The 16,396-nt window shown below is 64.8% G+C and carries 18 protein-coding genes and 1 tRNA gene; 12 read left to right on the forward strand and 7 right to left on the reverse strand.

The genetic code is table 11. The features are described from left to right. Positions 1–86: 86 nt before the first annotated feature. From msrA to clpB, 4 genes are all read right to left on the reverse strand, one after another. Positions 87–593 (reverse strand): peptide-methionine (S)-S-oxide reductase MsrA, encoded by a 507-nt coding sequence (gene msrA, locus IE00_RS03460; RefSeq protein ID WP_072295699.1) that lies wholly within the window; start codon positions 591–593, stop codon positions 87–89. A gap of 1 nt (position 594) precedes the next feature. Next, positions 595–1,035, reverse strand: coding sequence for a peptide-methionine (R)-S-oxide reductase MsrB (gene msrB, locus IE00_RS03465; protein ID WP_072295700.1), 441 nt, complete (start codon positions 1,033–1,035; stop codon positions 595–597). A gap of 66 nt (positions 1,036–1,101) precedes the next feature. Further along, positions 1,102–2,070 carry a nitronate monooxygenase family protein gene (locus IE00_RS03470; RefSeq protein WP_072295701.1) on the reverse strand — a complete coding sequence of 323 codons (969 nt, stop codon included), beginning with the start codon at positions 2,068–2,070 and terminating at the stop codon, positions 1,102–1,104. A gap of 147 nt (positions 2,071–2,217) precedes the next feature. Next, on the reverse strand, positions 2,218–4,851 hold the full coding sequence (clpB, locus tag IE00_RS03475) for an ATP-dependent chaperone ClpB (RefSeq protein ID WP_072295702.1): 2,634 nt from the start codon (positions 4,849–4,851) through the stop codon (positions 2,218–2,220). Between the two features lie 162 nt (positions 4,852–5,013). Here clpB and pyrF point away from each other — a divergent pair, with 162 nt between their 5' ends. Together pyrF and IE00_RS03485 are read left to right on the forward strand one after the other, a co-directional pair. After that, on the forward strand, positions 5,014–5,700 hold the full coding sequence (gene pyrF / locus IE00_RS03480) for an orotidine-5'-phosphate decarboxylase (RefSeq protein WP_072295703.1): 687 nt from the start codon (positions 5,014–5,016) through the stop codon (positions 5,698–5,700). A 49-nt stretch (positions 5,701–5,749) separates the two neighbouring features. Next, a complete protein-coding gene (locus IE00_RS03485; protein ID WP_072295704.1) occupies positions 5,750–6,445 on the forward strand; it encodes a hypothetical protein in 696 nt (231 codons plus the stop codon). Here IE00_RS03485 and IE00_RS03490 read toward each other — a convergent pair. After that, positions 6,410–6,847 carry an NUDIX hydrolase gene (locus tag IE00_RS03490; RefSeq protein WP_072295705.1) on the reverse strand — a complete coding sequence of 146 codons (438 nt, stop codon included), beginning with the start codon at positions 6,845–6,847 and terminating at the stop codon, positions 6,410–6,412. The two genes, IE00_RS03485 and IE00_RS03490, sit on opposite strands and share 36 nt — an antisense overlap. Next, positions 6,844–7,707 (reverse strand): N-formylglutamate amidohydrolase, encoded by an 864-nt coding sequence (locus IE00_RS03495; RefSeq protein ID WP_083554025.1) that lies wholly within the window; start codon positions 7,705–7,707, stop codon positions 6,844–6,846. The genes IE00_RS03490 and IE00_RS03495 overlap by 4 nt, the downstream gene beginning before the upstream one ends. Before the next feature lie 160 nt (positions 7,708–7,867). On the opposite strand from IE00_RS03495, the gene IE00_RS03500 reads away from it, so the two are divergent. The 9 genes from IE00_RS03500 (at position 7,868) to IE00_RS03540 (ending at position 15,371) form a co-directional block, all read left to right on the forward strand. Beyond that, positions 7,868–7,942, forward strand: a tRNA-Val gene (locus tag IE00_RS03500). Between the two features lie 83 nt (positions 7,943–8,025). After that, positions 8,026–8,151 (forward strand): type B 50S ribosomal protein L36, encoded by a 126-nt coding sequence (ykgO, locus tag IE00_RS03505; protein ID WP_072295706.1) that lies wholly within the window; start codon positions 8,026–8,028, stop codon positions 8,149–8,151. A 100-nt stretch (positions 8,152–8,251) separates the two neighbouring features. After that, positions 8,252–8,755 (forward strand): DUF1643 domain-containing protein, encoded by a 504-nt coding sequence (locus IE00_RS03510; protein ID WP_072295707.1) that lies wholly within the window; start codon positions 8,252–8,254, stop codon positions 8,753–8,755. Between the two features lie 92 nt (positions 8,756–8,847). Beyond that, positions 8,848–9,816, forward strand: a complete 969-nt coding sequence (locus IE00_RS03515) for a calcium-binding protein (protein ID WP_139291308.1) — start codon at positions 8,848–8,850, stop codon at positions 9,814–9,816. 158 nt (positions 9,817–9,974) lie between these two features. Then, on the forward strand, positions 9,975–10,244 hold the full coding sequence (gene rpsO, locus IE00_RS03520) for a 30S ribosomal protein S15 (protein WP_072295708.1): 270 nt from the start codon (positions 9,975–9,977) through the stop codon (positions 10,242–10,244). A 229-nt stretch (positions 10,245–10,473) separates the two neighbouring features. Further along, positions 10,474–12,615: a polyribonucleotide nucleotidyltransferase gene (gene pnp / locus IE00_RS03525; protein WP_072295709.1), complete on the forward strand. Its 2,142-nt coding sequence runs from the start codon at positions 10,474–10,476 to the stop codon at positions 12,613–12,615. Positions 12,616–12,679: 64 nt separating this feature from the next. Further along, on the forward strand, positions 12,680–13,762 hold the full coding sequence (locus IE00_RS03530; RefSeq protein ID WP_072295710.1) for a glycosyltransferase: 1,083 nt from the start codon (positions 12,680–12,682) through the stop codon (positions 13,760–13,762). Beyond that, positions 13,762–14,550 carry a hypothetical protein gene (locus IE00_RS03535; RefSeq protein ID WP_240493783.1) on the forward strand — a complete coding sequence of 263 codons (789 nt, stop codon included), beginning with the start codon at positions 13,762–13,764 and terminating at the stop codon, positions 14,548–14,550. The genes IE00_RS03530 and IE00_RS03535 overlap by 1 nt, the downstream gene beginning before the upstream one ends. Continuing rightward, positions 14,547–15,371 carry a glycosyltransferase gene (locus IE00_RS03540; protein WP_072295965.1) on the forward strand — a complete coding sequence of 275 codons (825 nt, stop codon included), beginning with the start codon at positions 14,547–14,549 and terminating at the stop codon, positions 15,369–15,371. Before IE00_RS03535 ends, IE00_RS03540 begins: the two co-directional genes overlap by 4 nt. On the opposite strand, the gene IE00_RS03545 is transcribed toward IE00_RS03540, so the two are convergent. Continuing rightward, positions 15,372–16,028, reverse strand: a complete 657-nt coding sequence (locus tag IE00_RS03545; RefSeq protein ID WP_072295712.1) for a peroxiredoxin — start codon at positions 16,026–16,028, stop codon at positions 15,372–15,374. Between the two features lie 145 nt (positions 16,029–16,173). On the opposite strand from IE00_RS03545, the gene IE00_RS19670 reads away from it, so the two are divergent. Next, positions 16,174–16,396: aldehyde dehydrogenase family protein (locus IE00_RS19670; RefSeq protein ID WP_139291323.1), on the forward strand; the 223-nt coding region annotated here is incomplete at its 3' end.

A 16,396-nucleotide genomic window follows, 5' to 3' on the forward strand; every position in this document is an offset into this window, starting at 1 on the left:
CCGGGGGGCGGCGCCCCCCGGCCGTCGCGGGACGCAAAAGGCGCCCGGAACATCGTTCCGGGCGCCTATCCTTCAGGGGGTGGCTGTCACTCGGCCGCGTCGCGCTTGGGCAGGACCCAATCGGGGCGCGGGAAGTGGCAGGTATAGCCGTTCGGGAACCGTTCCAGGTAATCCTGATGCTCGGGTTCGGCCTCCCAGAAATCGCCCACGGGTTCGACCTCGGTCACCACCTTGCCGGGCCAGATGCCGGATGCCTCGACATCGGCGATCGTGTCCAGCGCCACGGCCTTCTGATCCTCACTCGTGTAATAGATCGCCGAGCGATAGCTGAGCCCGATATCGTTGCCCTGCCGGTTCGGCGTGGTGGGGTCGTGGATCTGGAAGAAGAATTCCAGCAGCCGGCGATAGCTGATCTGATCGGGATCGAAATTGATCTCGATCGCCTCGGCATGGGTGCCGTGGTTGCGATAGGTCGCATTGGGCACATCGCCGCCGCTATAGCCGACGCGGGTCGAATGGACGCCCGGCAACCGCCGGATCAGGTCCTGCATGCCCCAGAAACATCCGCCTGCAAATACTGCGCGTTCGCTCATCTTATGCCTCCTCTGCCTGGTCCAGATATTCGCCGTAACCCTCGGCCTCCATCTGGTCCCGCGGCACGAAACGCAGCGAGGCCGAGTTGATGCAATAGCGCAGGCCCCCCGCTTCGGGCGGGCCGTCGGGGAAGACATGGCCCAGATGGCTGTCGCCATGGGCGGACCGGACCTCGGTGCGCACCATGCCGAAACTGACATCGCGATGTTCGGTCACGTTCTGCTGGATCGGCTTGGTGAAAGCCGGCCAGCCGCAGCCGGAATTGTATTTCGCGCCGCTGGCGAACAGCGGCTCGCCCGAGACGATGTCGACATAGATGCCGGGTTCGAAATGATGGTCGTATTCACCGGTAAAGGCCCGTTCGGTGCCGTTTTCCTGCGTGACGCGATACTGCTCCGGCGTCAGCCGGTCGATCGCGTTCTGGCTTTTCTGATAGGCCAAGTTGTCCTCCGCGGATGGATGGCGTTCGGCCCCCTATATGGGGACCGTCCCGCCGTTCCGCAAAGGTCAGAGGCGCGAAACCGCCTCTTTCGCGGCGTGATATTCGGTCGCAAGCCGGTCGATGCGCGTGGCTGCCGGTTCGACCGCGCGCACCGCCCCGATGCCCTGACCCGCGCCCCAGATCGTCGACCAGGCCTTGGGCTTTGACGACCCGTCCGAGAAGTTCATCGACGACGCATCCGCCGCCGCCAGGTTGTCGGGGTCCAGCCCCGCCTTGCGGATCGACGGTGCCAGGTAATTGCCCGACACGCCGGTGAACAGCGACGAGGTGACGATGTCCATCGCCCCGCTGTCCACGATCATCTGCTTGTAGTCGGCTTGGGCATTCGCTTCCTCGGTGGCGATGAAGGGGCTGCCGATATAGGCCAGATCCGCCCCCATCACCTGCGCTGCCAGCACAGCGCGCCCGGTGGAGATGGACCCGGACAACAGCAGCGGCCCGTCGAACCATTCGCGGATCTCCTGGATCAGGGCGAAGGGCGATTGCGGCCCGGCATGCCCGCCCGCGCCCGCAGCGACCGCGATCAGCCCGTCGGCGCCCTTTTCCACGGCCTTTTTCGCGAACATGTTGTTGATCACGTCATGCAGGGCGATGCCGCCGCAATCATGGGCGGCCTGGTTGACCTCGACCCGCGCACCAAGCGAGGTGATCCAGATCGGCACCTTGTGGCGGTGGCAGATCTCGATGTCGCGTTCCAGCCGCGCATTGCTGCGATGGACGATCTGGTTCACCGCATAGGGTGCGGCGGGGCTGTCGGGATTGGCCTGGTTGTGGCGGTCCAGTTCCTCGGTGATGTGCGTCAGCCAGGCGTCCAGCATGGACGGCTCTCCCTCCTTCTCGCGCGCGTTCAGGGCGGGAAAGCTGCCGACGATGCCCGCCTTGCATTGCGCGATGACCAGTTCCGGCCCGGAAACGATGAACATGGGCGACGCGACGACGGGAATGCGCAGGTTCTGCAGGATCGGTGGCAGCATTGGGTCCTCCCTCAAGGTTTGCGCAACGATGACCTGCGACCCGGTGGGGGGCAAGCCGTGACGCGGCGACAGGGCAGGGGCTTGCGCGATGGCAAAAGGCCCCGGATGCGATCCGGGGCCTTTCGATGCTGGCGGGGAGGCCGCCCGTCAGTGGATGGGCGCGTCAGGGCGCGGACCTTCGCCCACGGCACCGATGCGCGCGCCCGCCTTGCCGACGCGGTCGGCGACCAGCAGCCCGTCGGGACCGGCGCTGACCTTGACCGTCGCGCCGTCCAGAACCTCACCCGACAGCAGCAGTTCCGCCAAGGGGTCCTGCAGCGCGCGCTGGATCACGCGCTTCAGCGGGCGGGCCCCGAAGACCGGGTCATAGCCCTGATCGGCCAGCCAGGTCCGGGCCGCATCGTCCAGGTCCAGCGTGATCTTGCGCGCGGCAAGGCGCCGTTCCAGCCGGGCCAGCTGAACCGTGACGATCCCGTCCATGTTCGACCGCGACAGGCGGCGGAAGATGATGATCTCATCCAGGCGGTTCAGGAACTCGGGGCGGAAATGGGACCGGACCGCGTCCATGACGTGGTGGCGGGCCTCGGTGGCGTCCTGATCCTCGGGCAGATGCGACAGCGCCTGGCTGCCGAGGTTCGAGGTCAGGATGATCAGCGTCTGCTTGAAATCCACCGTCCGGCCCTGGCCGTCGGTCAGCACGCCGTCGTCCAGCACCTGCAGCAGCACGTTGAAGACGTCGGGATGCGCCTTTTCGACCTCGTCGAACAGGATCACCTGATAGGGACGCCGCCGCACGGCCTCGGTCAGCACGCCGCCTTCGTCATAGCCGACATAGCCCGGAGGCGCGCCGATCAGCCGGGCCACGGAATGTTTTTCCATGAACTCGGACATGTCTATACGGACCATCGCGCTGTCATCGTCGAACATGTATTCGGCCAGCGCCTTGGTCAGTTCCGTCTTGCCGACGCCGGTGGGCCCTAGGAACAGGAAGGAGCCAAGCGGCCGGTTTTCGTCGTTCAGACCGGCGCGGGCGCGGCGGACGGCATTGCTGACCGCCGTCACGGCCTCCTGCTGGCCGATCACGCGCTTGCCGATCTGCTGTTCCATCTTCAACAGCTTGTCGCGTTCCCCCTCCAGCATCTTGGCGGTGGGAATGCCGGTCCAGCGTTCGACCACCTCGGCGATCTGTTCGGGACGGACGGCTTCCTCGACCATCAGGCCGTCGGTCGCCTCGACATCGGCCAGCTGCTTTTCCAGGCCGGGAATGATGCCATAGGACAGCTCTCCGGCGCGGGCCAGGTTGCCCTCGCGCTTGGCCTGGTCCAGCTCGGCCCGCGCACGGTCCAGCTGTTCGCCCAGGTTGCGCGATCCTTCCAGCCGGTCGCGTTCGGCCTGCCAGCGGGCGGTCATCTCGGCGCTGCGTTCCTGGATGTCGGACAGGTCCTTTTCCAGCCGTTCCAGACGGTCGCGGGACGCGGCGTCGTCCTCCTTCTTCAGGGCTTCGGCCTCGATCTGCATCTGCAGGATCTGGCGATCCAGCTGATCCAGCTCTTCGGGCTTGCTGTCGACCTCCATCCGCAGGCGCGACGAGGCTTCGTCCACCAGGTCGATCGCCTTGTCCGGCAGGAAGCGGTCGGTGATATAGCGGTGCGACAGCTGGGCAGCGGCGACCAGCGCGGCATCGCTGATGCGGACCCCGTGGTGCAGCTCGTATTTTTCCTTGATGCCGCGCAGGATGCTGATCGTGTCCTCGACCGTGGGTTCGGCGATCATCACCGGCTGGAAGCGACGGGCCAAGGCCGCGTCCTTTTCGATATACTTGCGGTATTCATCCAGCGTCGTGGCACCCACGCAATGCAGTTCCCCCCGGGCAAGCGCAGGCTTGATCAGGTTGGCGGCATCCATGGCCCCATCGGACTTGCCCGCACCCACAAGCGTGTGCAGTTCGTCGATGAAGAGGACGATTTCCCCGTCCGCGGATTCGATCTCCTTCAGGATCGACTTCAGCCGTTCCTCGAAATCGCCGCGATATTTCGCGCCGGCAATCAGCGCGCCCATGTCCAGCGACATCAGGCGCTTGTCGCGCAGGGATTCGGGCACGTCGCCGTCGACGATGCGCAGTGCCAGCCCTTCGGCGATGGCGGTCTTGCCGACACCGGGTTCGCCGATCAGCACGGGGTTGTTCTTGGTGCGACGCGACAGGACCTGCATGGCGCGGCGGATTTCCTCGTCGCGGCCGATGATCGGGTCGATCTTGCCGTCGCGGGCGGCCTGGGTCAGGTCGCGGGCGTATTTCTCCAGCGCCTCATAGCTGTCCTCGGCGGATGCCGTGTCGGCGGTGCGGCCCTTGCGGATGTCGTTGATGGCCGCGTTCAGGGCCTGCGCGTTGACGCCGCCTGCGCCCAGCGCATCGCGGGCCGAGGTGTTGACCATGGCCAGCGCCATCAGCACGCGTTCGGCGGGCACGAAGCTGTCGCCGGATTTCTTGGCCAGCTTTTCGGCCTCGTCCAGGACGCGGACCATGGACGGATCGACATAGACCTGGCCGCTGCCACCCGACACTTTGGGTTGCTTGGCCACCGCCTGGTCGACGGCCACGCGCACGCCCTGGGCATCGCCCCCGGACCGGGTAATCAGGTTCGAGGCAAGCCCCTGGTCGTCATCCATCAGGGCCTTCAGCAGATGTTCGGGCATGACGCGCTGCTGCCCTTCGCGCATCGCGATGGTCTGGGCGGATTGCAGGAAGCCGCGCGACCGTTCCGTGAACTTTTCCATGTTCATCGGGCATTCTCCATCCTTGGTTAGCCCCCGAGTGCCGGACGCCCGCATTCGGCACGTCCCCGTTCGGGTCTTCGAGATAAGAAATGGGGTATTTCAGGGCGCTTTCAAGAACGCCGGGATCATGTCATAACGCCGCGATTTTGCGGACATAAGGGGATGGCGATGGATGACAGGTTGATCGTGGCACTGGACGTGCCGGACGCGTTGGCGGGGCTGGCGCTGGCGGAAAAGCTGGGCAATGCGGTGGGCTTCTACAAGATCGGTTTGGGGATGCTGACCGGCGGCGGCCTGGCCCTGGCCAACGAGCTGAAGCAGGAACACGGCAAGCGCATCTTTCTGGACATGAAGCTGTTCGACATCGGCGCCACGGTCGAGGCCGCCGTGCGCGGTCTGGCGCAATATGACATCGACTTTCTGACCGTGCACGGGGACCCGCATGTGGTGCGCGCCGCCAAGGAAGGGGCCGCGGGCAGCAAAATGCAGATCCTGGGCGTCACCATCCTGACCTCGCTTGAGCGGGCCGATCTGGACGCGGGGATGATGCAGGCGGGCGATCTGCACGACATCACCGTCGAACGCGCCGCCCGCGCCTTCGAGGCCGGGGCCGACGGCATCATCTGTTCCCCGCGCGAGGCGCAGGCCATCCGCGCCCTGCCGGATGCGCGGCTGATCATCACGCCTGGCGTGCGGCCAAGCGGTGCCTCGCTGGGCGATCAGAAACGGGTCGAGACCCCGGCCAGCGCCATCGCGGCGGGTGCCGATCACATCGTGGTGGGCCGCCCCGTCTGGCAGGCCGCCGATCCGCGTGCCGCCGCCCAGGCCATCCTGTCGGAAATCCGGGCGCATTGACCCCGCCCGTCCCCTTTGCCACCATCGCGCCATGGCAAGGGGGACAGGCATGAAGGATGGTGGCACGCAGAAGGCGCAGAACGATCTGGTCCTGTCCTTTCTGGCCGTGCGCCGCGCCATCGGCGGCCTTGGCTATTTCCTGCCTGTCGCCCTGATGGTCTTTGCCATCCTGTCGGGGCGGGGTCTGGGGACCAGCATCTCGGCCTATTACTATTCCCCCATGCGCGACGTCTTTGTCGGCACCCTGATCGCGCAGGCGGTCTTTTTGTGGAGCTATGAGGGTTTCCGCCCCCGCGCGGGTGAAATCGTCTCGGACTGGCTGACGGCGCGGGTCGCGGCCGTCGCCGCCGCCCTAATCGCATTATCCCCGACCAGCGGCCCCGATATCCCCTGCACCCTGCTGCAATGCGTGCTGGGTCCGGTCGTCGCGGGTTGGCTGCATCTTGTCGCTGCGGCGGTGTTTTTTCTGGCGCTGGCGGTCTTCTGCCTGGTCCTGTTCGTCAGGGGCCAGGAAGACAGCGCCGAAAAGCGGGCCTCGAACCGGATCTATCGTCTGTGCGGCTGGGTGATCCTGGGCAGCATCGGCCTGATCGGGGTGATGTTCCTGACCGGGCTGGACCAGCAGCTGGCATTTCTGCGGCCGGTCTTCGTGCTGGAAACCGTGGCGACCTTTGCCTTTGCGACCAGCTGGGCGGTCAAGGGCGATGCCCTAGGGCCGCTGGTGCGGGGCATGGCCCGACCCTAGGATCCAGTCGCAGAAATGCGGGATGCGCCGGGGATGGGCCAGGTAATCGGCTATGGGCATCATCCGCCATTCCTGTCCCTCGTCGCCGAATCGGATCGCGGCGATCTGTGCGGCGGTCAGGGTGCCGGTGAACAGCCAGGATTGGATGCGCGGGTTCTGATGGGATGCGAATGCGTGGCCGGTCAGCCCATCGGCGGGCAGGTGCAGGGCGAATTCCTCGTGCAGTTCCCGCAGGGCGCAGGCGACGGGGCTTTCGTCTCCTTCGCGCCCGCCGCCCGGCAGGTCCCAATGGGCGGGGAAGGGGATGGCAGGGTCGTCGTCGCGCAGATAGACCAGCATCAAGGCCCCATGGGTCAGCAGCAGCTTGGCGCCGTGGAACGGGGGGCTGCCGGTCCCGGTCATTCCGCCGCGATGCGCCCACCGCTGAGATCGGTGGTCAGGCTGGCCAGCCGCGCGATGACCTGTTCGATCCGGGCGGCAAAGACATCGAAATCGGGACGCGGCGTGATCGAGCGTTCATCCATATAGAGCGATCGGTCGATCTCCAACTGGACGACATGGATGTTCTGCGCAGGCCGCCCATAAGCCGAACAGATATAGGCGCCGGAAAAGGGCGAATTGCGGCGGATGCGCCAGCCGCCATCCTCGACCGCCCGGCAGACCGCATCCGACACGCGGGCCGAGGCGGACAGCCCGTGGCGGTTGCCCAGCACCATGTCGGGACGCAGGCCCTGCAGATGGGTCAGGGAATCATGGGGCATGGAATGCATGTCGATCAGGATCGCCTGCCCGAATCGCGTCCGCGCCTCCGAGATCAGCGCGCCAAGCGCCTGGTGATAGGGGCGCCAGCAACGATCGATCCGGCGTTCGGCCTCGGCGCGGTCCATGGGCGCGTCGTGAATCACCCGACCGTGCGACACGACACGGGGAATCACGCCCAGACCCGCAAGGGTGCGCTGGTTCAGCGGATGACGCGGCACGCCGCGCACGATCACCGGGTCGATTTCATCCGCGCCGCGATTGAGGTCCACGATGCAGCGCGGCACGCGCGAGGCGAGCGTCACCGCGCCGTAACGCGATGCGGGTGCTATCAGCCTGTCCACAAAGGCATCTTCCGATGACCGCAAGGTACTGACGGGCAGCCTGGTATCTTTCAGGAACCAGTCCGGATAGTCGCATCCCGAATGCGGAGAGGCGAAGATCACCCCGCTCAGCCACGAATCGGGGCGGGTCAGGACAAAGGGCGGTTCAGGCTGTGACACGGGGCAGACCTCGGCATCAGTCGCAATAAACTATATAAACCTGAAAAACTTGCTGCCGATAGGTCTTGAATACCTCCGGCACCCCCGTTATAGACCTGCGGACCAAGAGGCGCTGAGACGGCATCCAGACGGAAGCGGGACCGGTTCTTCAAGGCAGCGTGGGCGGTTAGCTCAGCGGTAGAGCACTACGTTGACATCGTAGTGGCCACTGGTTCGATCCCAGTACCGCCCACCATAGATTTTTCGCCGCCCCTGGCAAGCGTCGGGGGCATTCGTTTTCCTGGCGGCTGCGATGCGCCGCGATGATGGAGAAGACCGATGAAGGTTCGCAACTCGCTCCGCTCGCTCAAGAGCCGGCACCGTGACTGCCAAATCGTGCGCCGCAAAGGCCGCGTCTACGTGATCAACAAGACCAACCGCCGCTTCAAGGCCCGTCAGGGCTGATCGGCGCGGGTCTTGCCGGGATGACCGGCAGATCGCGGAAAACGATCCGAACAGACCCGCCCTTCAAGGCGGGTTTTTTCATGTCCGGAAAGGATCGCGGATGATTCGCGAAACCCATCAGGCCGGAGCCACCCGGTCCGAGGCGATCTGGTCGCCCTGCCGGACCTATCGCTATGCGCTGACGCGGCGATGGGATGACGGGCCGGGCCTGGGCATCGTGATGCTGAACCCCTCGACCGCCGACGCCTTTCGCAACGATCCCACCGTCGAACGCTGCGAGCGTCGGGCCCGCGCCCTGGGCTATGGCGCCTTTCGGGTGGTGAACCTTTTCGCCTTCTGCGCGACCGATCCCCGTGATCTGCGCCGTGCCGATGCGCCGGTGGGACCCGGCAATGACGATGTCCTGCAAGAGACCGCCGCATGGTCGCGGGCCGTCCTGTGCGGCTGGGGCGTGCATGGCGCGCATCTGGGGCGTGGGGGCCAGGTCGAATCACTGCTGCGGGCGACGGGGGTGCCCCTTTGTCACCTGGGTCTGACGCGGGACGGCATGCCGCGCCATCCCCTCTACGTCGCCTATCGGCAGGGACCGATGGCATGGCATTAAGTTTTTATTAATTATTCGGTTCTGGCAGCGGCTTCAGTTGCGTATCATGCAAGGCATCGGCATGTTGCCGGTCGTGTGTGGGGTCCGTGTCGATGCTGTTCATAGGTGGTCTTCTCAGTCTGATGATGGCGGGGCTGATGGTGGATCTGAGCGCGCTGACCTCTTCGACCGCCGAAGAGGACGAGGACCCCGATGCCACCCCCCAGGATGACGGCGAACTGCCCCCTATCCTGCCCGAACCGGAACCGGAACCCGAGCCCGAGCCTGAACCAGAGCCTGAACCGGAACCTGTCGATCCGGCCCCCGTCGAGGAACCCGCGCAGGTTTTGGGCAGCGATCAGGCCGACCTGCTGATGGGAACGCCGCTGGGCGACGTGATCAGCGGTTATGACGGTGATGACGATCTGCGCGGCGGACTGGGCGATGACCTGATCCAGGCGGGCGACGGCCATGACTGGGTGCAGGGCGACGCCGCCTATGGGCTGGGCGGGTCAGACACGATCGAGGGCGGTGCGGGCGAGGATATGCTGGCGGGGCAGGGGGGCGACGACCTCATCTATGGTGATTCGGGCGACGACACGCTGTTCGGCGGCGAAGGGCGGGACACGCTGTTCGGTGGTGCGGGCACCGACATCCTGGCCGGACACGAGGGCGATGATCTGCTTGTCTCGACCGGGGGCGGCGATGATCTGGATGGCGGGGCGGGGAATGACGTGCTGATCGGCCATGACGGTCCCGAAACCGTCTGGATGAATGGCGGCGAAGGGGACGACACGCTGATGCCGGGCGCGCATGATTTCGTTTCGGGCAATGACGGCGGCGACAGCTTCGTGCTGCGCGACACCCCCGAAGGTTTCCCCACCATCGCCGATTTCGACGCCGACCGCGACCAGATCGAGCTGCACCTGGATGCCGCTGACGCACAGGATGCCGAAGTGACGCTGGAGCGGGATCAGGACGGCACCTATCTGCTGTCGGTCAATGGTCATCCCGTCGGGCGGCTGTTGCAGGATGGCGGGCTGGACGTGGCCGATGTGCGGATCGTCACGCCCCTGGGCTGATTTTCCGCCCCCGTGCTTGCCGGGGCTTTCCTTTTTGCCGGGCCTGTCCTATACGCGCGCATCCGCCGGGCACCCCGTGTCCGGCTGACGACTTTATGGGCCTGTGCTGGACGACATCCCGGCCTGCGCCATCACCCCTAATCCGGAAGGAGATCCCGATGTCGATCACCGTCGAAGAAAAAGCCCGCCTGATCAAGGAATTCGGTACCAAGGAAGGCGACACCGGTTCGCCCGAAGTGCAGGTCGCGATCCTGACCTCGCGCATCACCACCCTGACCGAGCATTTCAAGTCGCACAAGAAAGACAACCACTCGCGTCGTGGTCTGTTGATGATGGTCGCACAGCGCCGCAAGCTGCTGGACTATCTGAAGGGCAAGGAAGAAGCACGCTATACCGACCTGATCGGCAAGCTGGGCATCCGCCGCTAATCATTTCCGATCATTCGGACGGGGAACGCCCGCAGCGAAAGCTGCGGGCGTTCTTCATTGGCCCATCCCTGCCACCCACTTCCCAAACAGCGCGTTTTCCTGTATCTGCCGTCCATCTGCGACGTGAGGTCCAGCCCCGGGGCACATGCAAAGGATAGGGGCGGCGGCAATGGGGCCGCCATATGACACGGGGTGACCGGAGGGCCGGAACACTCCCAGAGGAAATCAGATGTTTGATGTAGTGAAGAAATCGATCCAGTGGGGCCAGGAAACCCTGACGCTGGAAACGGGCAAGGTTGCCCGTCAGGCCGACGGCAGCGTCATCGCCACCCTGGGCGAGACCAGCGTCATGGCCAACGTCACCTTCGCAAAGGAACCCAAGCCCGGGCAGGATTTCTTCCCGCTGACGGTTCACTACCAGGAAAAATACTATGCCGCCGGCAAGGTGCCGGGCGGTTTCTTCAAGCGCGAGGCGCGTCCGACCGAAAAGGAAACGCTGACCGCGCGCCTGATCGACCGTCCGATCCGCCCGCTGTTCGCACCCGGCTTCAAGCATGAAGTGCTGGTCATGTGCACCGTGCTGTCGCACGATCTGGTTAATGATCCCGACATGGTCGCGATGATCGCCGCATCCGCTGCGCTGACGATCTCGGGCGTGCCGTTCATGGGCCCCATCGGTGCGGCCCGCGTCGGCTTCGCCAATGGCGAATACGTGCTGAACCCCGAGGTTCAGGACATGGATCAGCTGCGCAACAATCCCGAACAGCGCCTGGATCTGGTCGTCGCCGGCACCAAGGACGCCGTGATGATGGTCGAATCCGAAGCCTATGAGCTGTCGGAAGCCGAGATGCTGGGCGCCGTGAAATTCGGTCATGACGCCATCCAGCCGGTCATCGACCTGATCATCGACCTGGCCGAAGACGCCGCGAAAGAGCCGTTCGACTTCCAGTCGCCCGACTACAGCGCGCTGTACAACCGCGTGAAGTCGCTGGGCGAGGCCGACATGCGCGCCGCCTATGCGATCCGCGACAAGTCGGACCGTCAGGACGCCATCGCCGCCGCCAAGGCCCGCGTCAAGGAGCAGCTGTCCGAGGACGAACTGGCCGACGCCAACCTGGGTTCGGCGCTGAAGAAGCTGGAATCGGGCATTCTGCGCGGTGACATCATCAGCGGCGGCGCCCGCATCGACGGCCGCGACACCAAGACCGTCCGCCCGATCGTCAGCGAAGTCGGCATCCTGCCGCGCACCCACGGTTCGGCGCTGTTCACCCGCGGCGAGACTCAGGGCCTGGTCGTGACCACCTTGGGCACCGGCGATGACGAACAGATCATCGACGCGCTGCACGGCAATTATCGGTCGAACTTCCTGCTGCACTACAACTTCCCCCCCTATTCGGTGGGTGAGGTCGGCCGCGTGGGTTCGCCCGGCCGCCGCGAGATCGGCCACGGCAAGCTGGCATGGCGCGCCCTGCAGGCGGTGCTGCCGGCTGCTACGGACTTCCCCTATACCATCCGCGTCGTGTCCGAGATCACCGAATCGAACGGCTCGTCGTCAATGGCGTCGGTCTGCGGCGGTTCGCTGTCGATGATGGATGCGGGCGTTCCGCTGAAGGCACCGGTGGCTGGTGTCGCCATGGGCCTGATCCTGGAAGATGACGGCCGCTTTGCCGTGCTGACCGACATCCTGGGTGACGAAGACCACCTGGGCGACATGGACTTCAAGGTGGCGGGCACCGAAAACGGCATCACGTCGCTGCAGATGGACATCAAGGTCGCGGGCATCACGCCCGAGATCATGGAACAGGCGCTGGCACAGGCCAAGGATGGCCGCATGCACATCCTGTCCGAGATGTCGAAGGCCCTGACCGAAGGTCGCCAGGAATTCAGCGCCCACGCCCCGCGCATCGAGACGATGCAGATCCCGACCGACAAGATCCGTGAAGTGATCGGTTCGGGCGGCAAGGTCATCCGCGAGATCGTGGAAGTCTCGGGCGCCAAGGTCGACATCAATGACGAAGGCATCATCAAGATCGCCTCGGCCAATGGTGAGTCGATCAAGAAGGCCTATGACATGATCTATTCGATCGTGGCCGAGCCGGAAGAAGGCAAGATCTATACCGGCAAGGTCGTCAAGCTGGTCGATTTCGGTGCCTTCGTGAACTTCTTCGGCAAGCGCGACGGACTGGTGCACGTCAGCCAGATCGCGAACCGTCGTCTGGGTCACCCCAACGAGATCCTGAAAGAGGGTCAGGAGGTCAAGGTCAAGCTGCTGGGCTTCGACGATCGTGGCAAGGTCCGCCTTGGCATGAAGATGGTCGACCAGGAAACCGGCGCCGAGATCGACGAGAGCGCCGAGGAAGCGAACGCCTGATCCCCGGATGCTGAAGGATGAAAGGGGCACCGTCAGGTGCCCCTTTTGATATGAGGAGATCGTCGTGGCCCGAGCCGCCTTTTATCTGATCGTCGATGGGCGCTATCTTCCGATCGCCCTTGGCCTGGCCACAAGGTTGGTCGACCTGTGGAAGATCGATGTTCATGTCTTCCTAGAGGACAGGACTGTCACGGACCGTCCCGCCGGGGTCGGATCGCGGATCTTCGTGCATCTGAATGCGCTGGACGGGCTGCGTCCGCCGGATCTTCCCGAAACGCATAACTGGCCGGCCATCGTCTATGACCGTGTCTTTGCGCCGCGCTTCTTGCAGGATTACGATCGGCTGATCTATCTGGATGCCGACATCTACCCGCTGCATGTCGATCCGTCGCTTCTGACGGTCGATCTGCCCTCGGGTCTTGGCGCGGTTCAGGACACCGCCTCGATCGGGTTTTCACCGCATGCGGCCAAGTTGGACCGCCCCGCCTGGTGTGCCTCGATCGGTCTGGAAAGCGACCGGTATTTCAACTCGGGCGTGCTGGTGATCGATCGCGAAACTTGGAACCGGATCGATTTCCCGGCCCAGCTGACCCGCTATATGGCGCGCTATGCGGATGCCGTCAGGATGCCGGATCAGGATTTCCTGAACTATCTGTTCCAAGGGCGCTGGACCGAATTCAGCCCGGCGGTGAATTTTCAGAAGGCGATCTTCAACTACGGGTACGAACGGACCTTTCCACCGGTCTTCGTGCATTTTTCCAGCTTTCAGAAGCCGTGGCTGAAACCCGATTCACCCCAAAGCCCGCATGGACAGTTCTTTCCGCTGTTCCAGCAGATGATTCGCGACGCGGGCCATGATCCCGCCCTGGTTCAGTCGGGGCGCCGGGAATCGATCATGCGCCGCTTGCGAAAGACATCGCGGGCATGGTTGTCCCGCCGCGGGGTTTCGACCCGGAAAGAGGCCCGCCAGCGCCTGGAATGGCAAGAACGCGCCAGATACCTGTCGGCAGGCTTCAAAGCGGATCTGAAATCCGGCAGATATGCCGATACGACCGTGCGGGATATCGACCCGATCAACCCCGACCTCAGCTTTGACGGCCAGTATCTTCGGCGTCCGCTGGTGATCACCTTGCAGGAGAACGCGTGATGGAACCGGTCCTGATCCTGACGATGAAATGGGGCACGCTTTACAGCAGTGACGACGTGAACCGGCTGGCGGCGCAGGTCCGGCGGCATCTGGCGCGCCCGCATCGGTTCATCTGCTTCACCGATGACGCCGCGGGCCTTGATCCGCAGGTCGAGGCGCTGCCGCTGCCCGAGCTGGGCCTGCCCGAAGGTCATGCCGACACGCGCTGGCGCAAGCTGGCGCTGTTCCGGCGCGATCTGGGCGGCCCCGATGCGCCCCTGTCGGGGACGGCGCTTTTTCTGGACATCGACCTGGTGGTGGTGGACGACCTGGCACCGTTCTTCGACCTGCCGGGCGATTTCTTCATCATCCGCGACGACGACCTGTTCCGGGCCAAGCCTCTGCGCCGCATCAATCCGGACCGCGACCGGTTCCTGCACAGCGTCGGCAATTCCAGCGTCTTCCGGTACCGGATCGGGGACCATGCCTATGTGCTGGACGCCTATCTGGCCGATCCCGCCGCGGCAACCGCGGGATACGAGATCAGCCAGCAGTTCCAGTCGGCCCAGCTGGCCGCGCATGGGCATCTGCATTATTGGCCCAAGGGGTGGTGCGTCAGCTTCAAGAACGACTGCGTGCCGCGCAATCTTCTGTCCTATCTGCGCGATCCGGCCATGCCCGAAGGGGCCAAGATCGTCTTGTTCGCCGGCGCCCCCAAGATGGAGGACGTCTTTGCGGGTCGCGGCCACAAATGGTACCGCCGCATCGGCGATATCGGTTGGCTGCGGCGCGCGTGGGAAAACCCATGATCCGCGACGCGTTCCGCCGCTTCAAGCAACGCCGCCGCCAGGCCCGCGCCTTGGCCGAGATCGACGGGCGCCCCGATCGTGCGGGTCGTCCGCATGGCTTGCCCGCGCCGCTGATCGTGTCACTGACCAGCTATCGCGCGCGCTTTTCGACATTGGCGCCGACCTTGCAGGCCCTGACGCGCCAAACCGTTCAGCCGGACCGGGTGATCCTGTGGCTGGACGACGAAGACCATGCCCATCTGCCGCCCGAAATTGCAGCGATGGACCGGTTGGAGATCCGGACCTGTGCGCCCTGGCGGTCCTACAAGAAGATTGTGCCGACGCTGTTGGCCCATCCCGACGCCTTCATCGCGACGGCGGATGACGACCTCTATTATCCCGCCGACTGGCTGGAGCGGCTGGTGGCTGCCGCGCAAGGCGGGGCAGGGGTCGCCTGCCTGCGCGCCCATCGCGTGACGATGACGGCTGGCGGGCCCGCCGGATACGAAGAGTGGGATCACAACTTGCCATCGCCCGAAACCGGGCCGCTGGTCTTTCCGACCGGCGTGTCGGGGGTGATCTATGCGCCGGGGGTGTTTCACCCGGACGTCACGCGCGACGACCTGTTCATGCGGCTGGCGCCGGGGGCCGATGACATCTGGCTCTACTGGATGCACCGGATGGCCGGTTCACGGCCCGCCAAGATCGGGGAACGCGCCCGGATCCTGGAATGGGAAAGCAGCCAAGTGGTCAGCCTGCGGTCGGTGAACCGCCCGGCCCAGGGGCAGGGCGGCAATGACCGTGCCATCGCCGCCCTGCTGGGTCACTATGGCTGGCCGTGATCAGGCCGGGTCCTTGGCATAGCGCAGATAGGGCAGCTTGATGTCCAGGGGGCCGAATTTTTCCTCTGCCGCCTTGTCGTCCAGCGACAGGGCCACGATCACGTCCTGACCCGGCACCCAGTTGGCCGGCGTCGCGATCGGCACGCCATCGGTCTTGCGCACCGCGTCCAGCGCCCGCAGGATTTCCGCAAAGTTGCGGCCCACCGACATCGGATAGGTCATCGTCAGGCGGACCTTCTTGTCCGGGCCGATGATGAAGACCGTGCGCACGGTCGCCGAATGGGCGGGCGTGCGGCCTTCGGTCGGCAGATAGTATTCCGCGGGCAGCATGTCATAGGCCTTTGCCACCGTCAGGTCGCTGTCGTCGATGATGGCGAAATTGGCCGGGGCGCCCGCGACCTTGGAAATGTCGGATTTCCACTTCTGGTGGTCATCGACGCTGTCGACGGACACGCCCAGCACCTTGGTGTTGCGCTGTTCGAATTCCGGGGCCAGCTGGGCGACCGCGCTGAATTCGGTGGTGCAGACCGGCGTGAAATCGCGCGGATGGCTGAAGACGATCGCATAGCTGTCGCCGATCCAGTCATGGAAGCTGATCTGCCCTTCGGTCGAATCGGCGGTGAAATCGGGGGCGATGTCGTTGATGCGCAGGGACATGCGGTGTCCTTTCCATGGGTTGCGTTGGCTTCAACATAAGCAGCCCTTTCGGGAATGCCAGTGGTCGATCCGCCCCGCATCGCGGGCTTGCGGCGGCGGGGCGGCGGTGACAGGCTGTGCCCCAATCATGGAGCAGGAGAGTCCGATGTCCCAGGTTCTGAACAAGCGCAAATTCTTTATCGACGGCGCATGGGTGGCACCCGCGACCCCGCGCGACCTCGAGGTGATCGACCCCTCGACCGAGGAAGCCGTGGCCGTTATCAGCCTGGGCGACCAGGCCGATACCGATGCCGCCGTCGCCGCCGCCAAGCGTGCCTTCCCGGCATGGTCCGCCACGCCGCCCGCCGAACGCCTGGCGAAGGTCGAGA

The sequence above is a fragment of the Paracoccus sp. SM22M-07 genome (genome assembly GCF_001887735.1).
Taxonomy (GTDB): Bacteria; Pseudomonadota; Alphaproteobacteria; order Rhodobacterales; family Rhodobacteraceae; genus Paracoccus.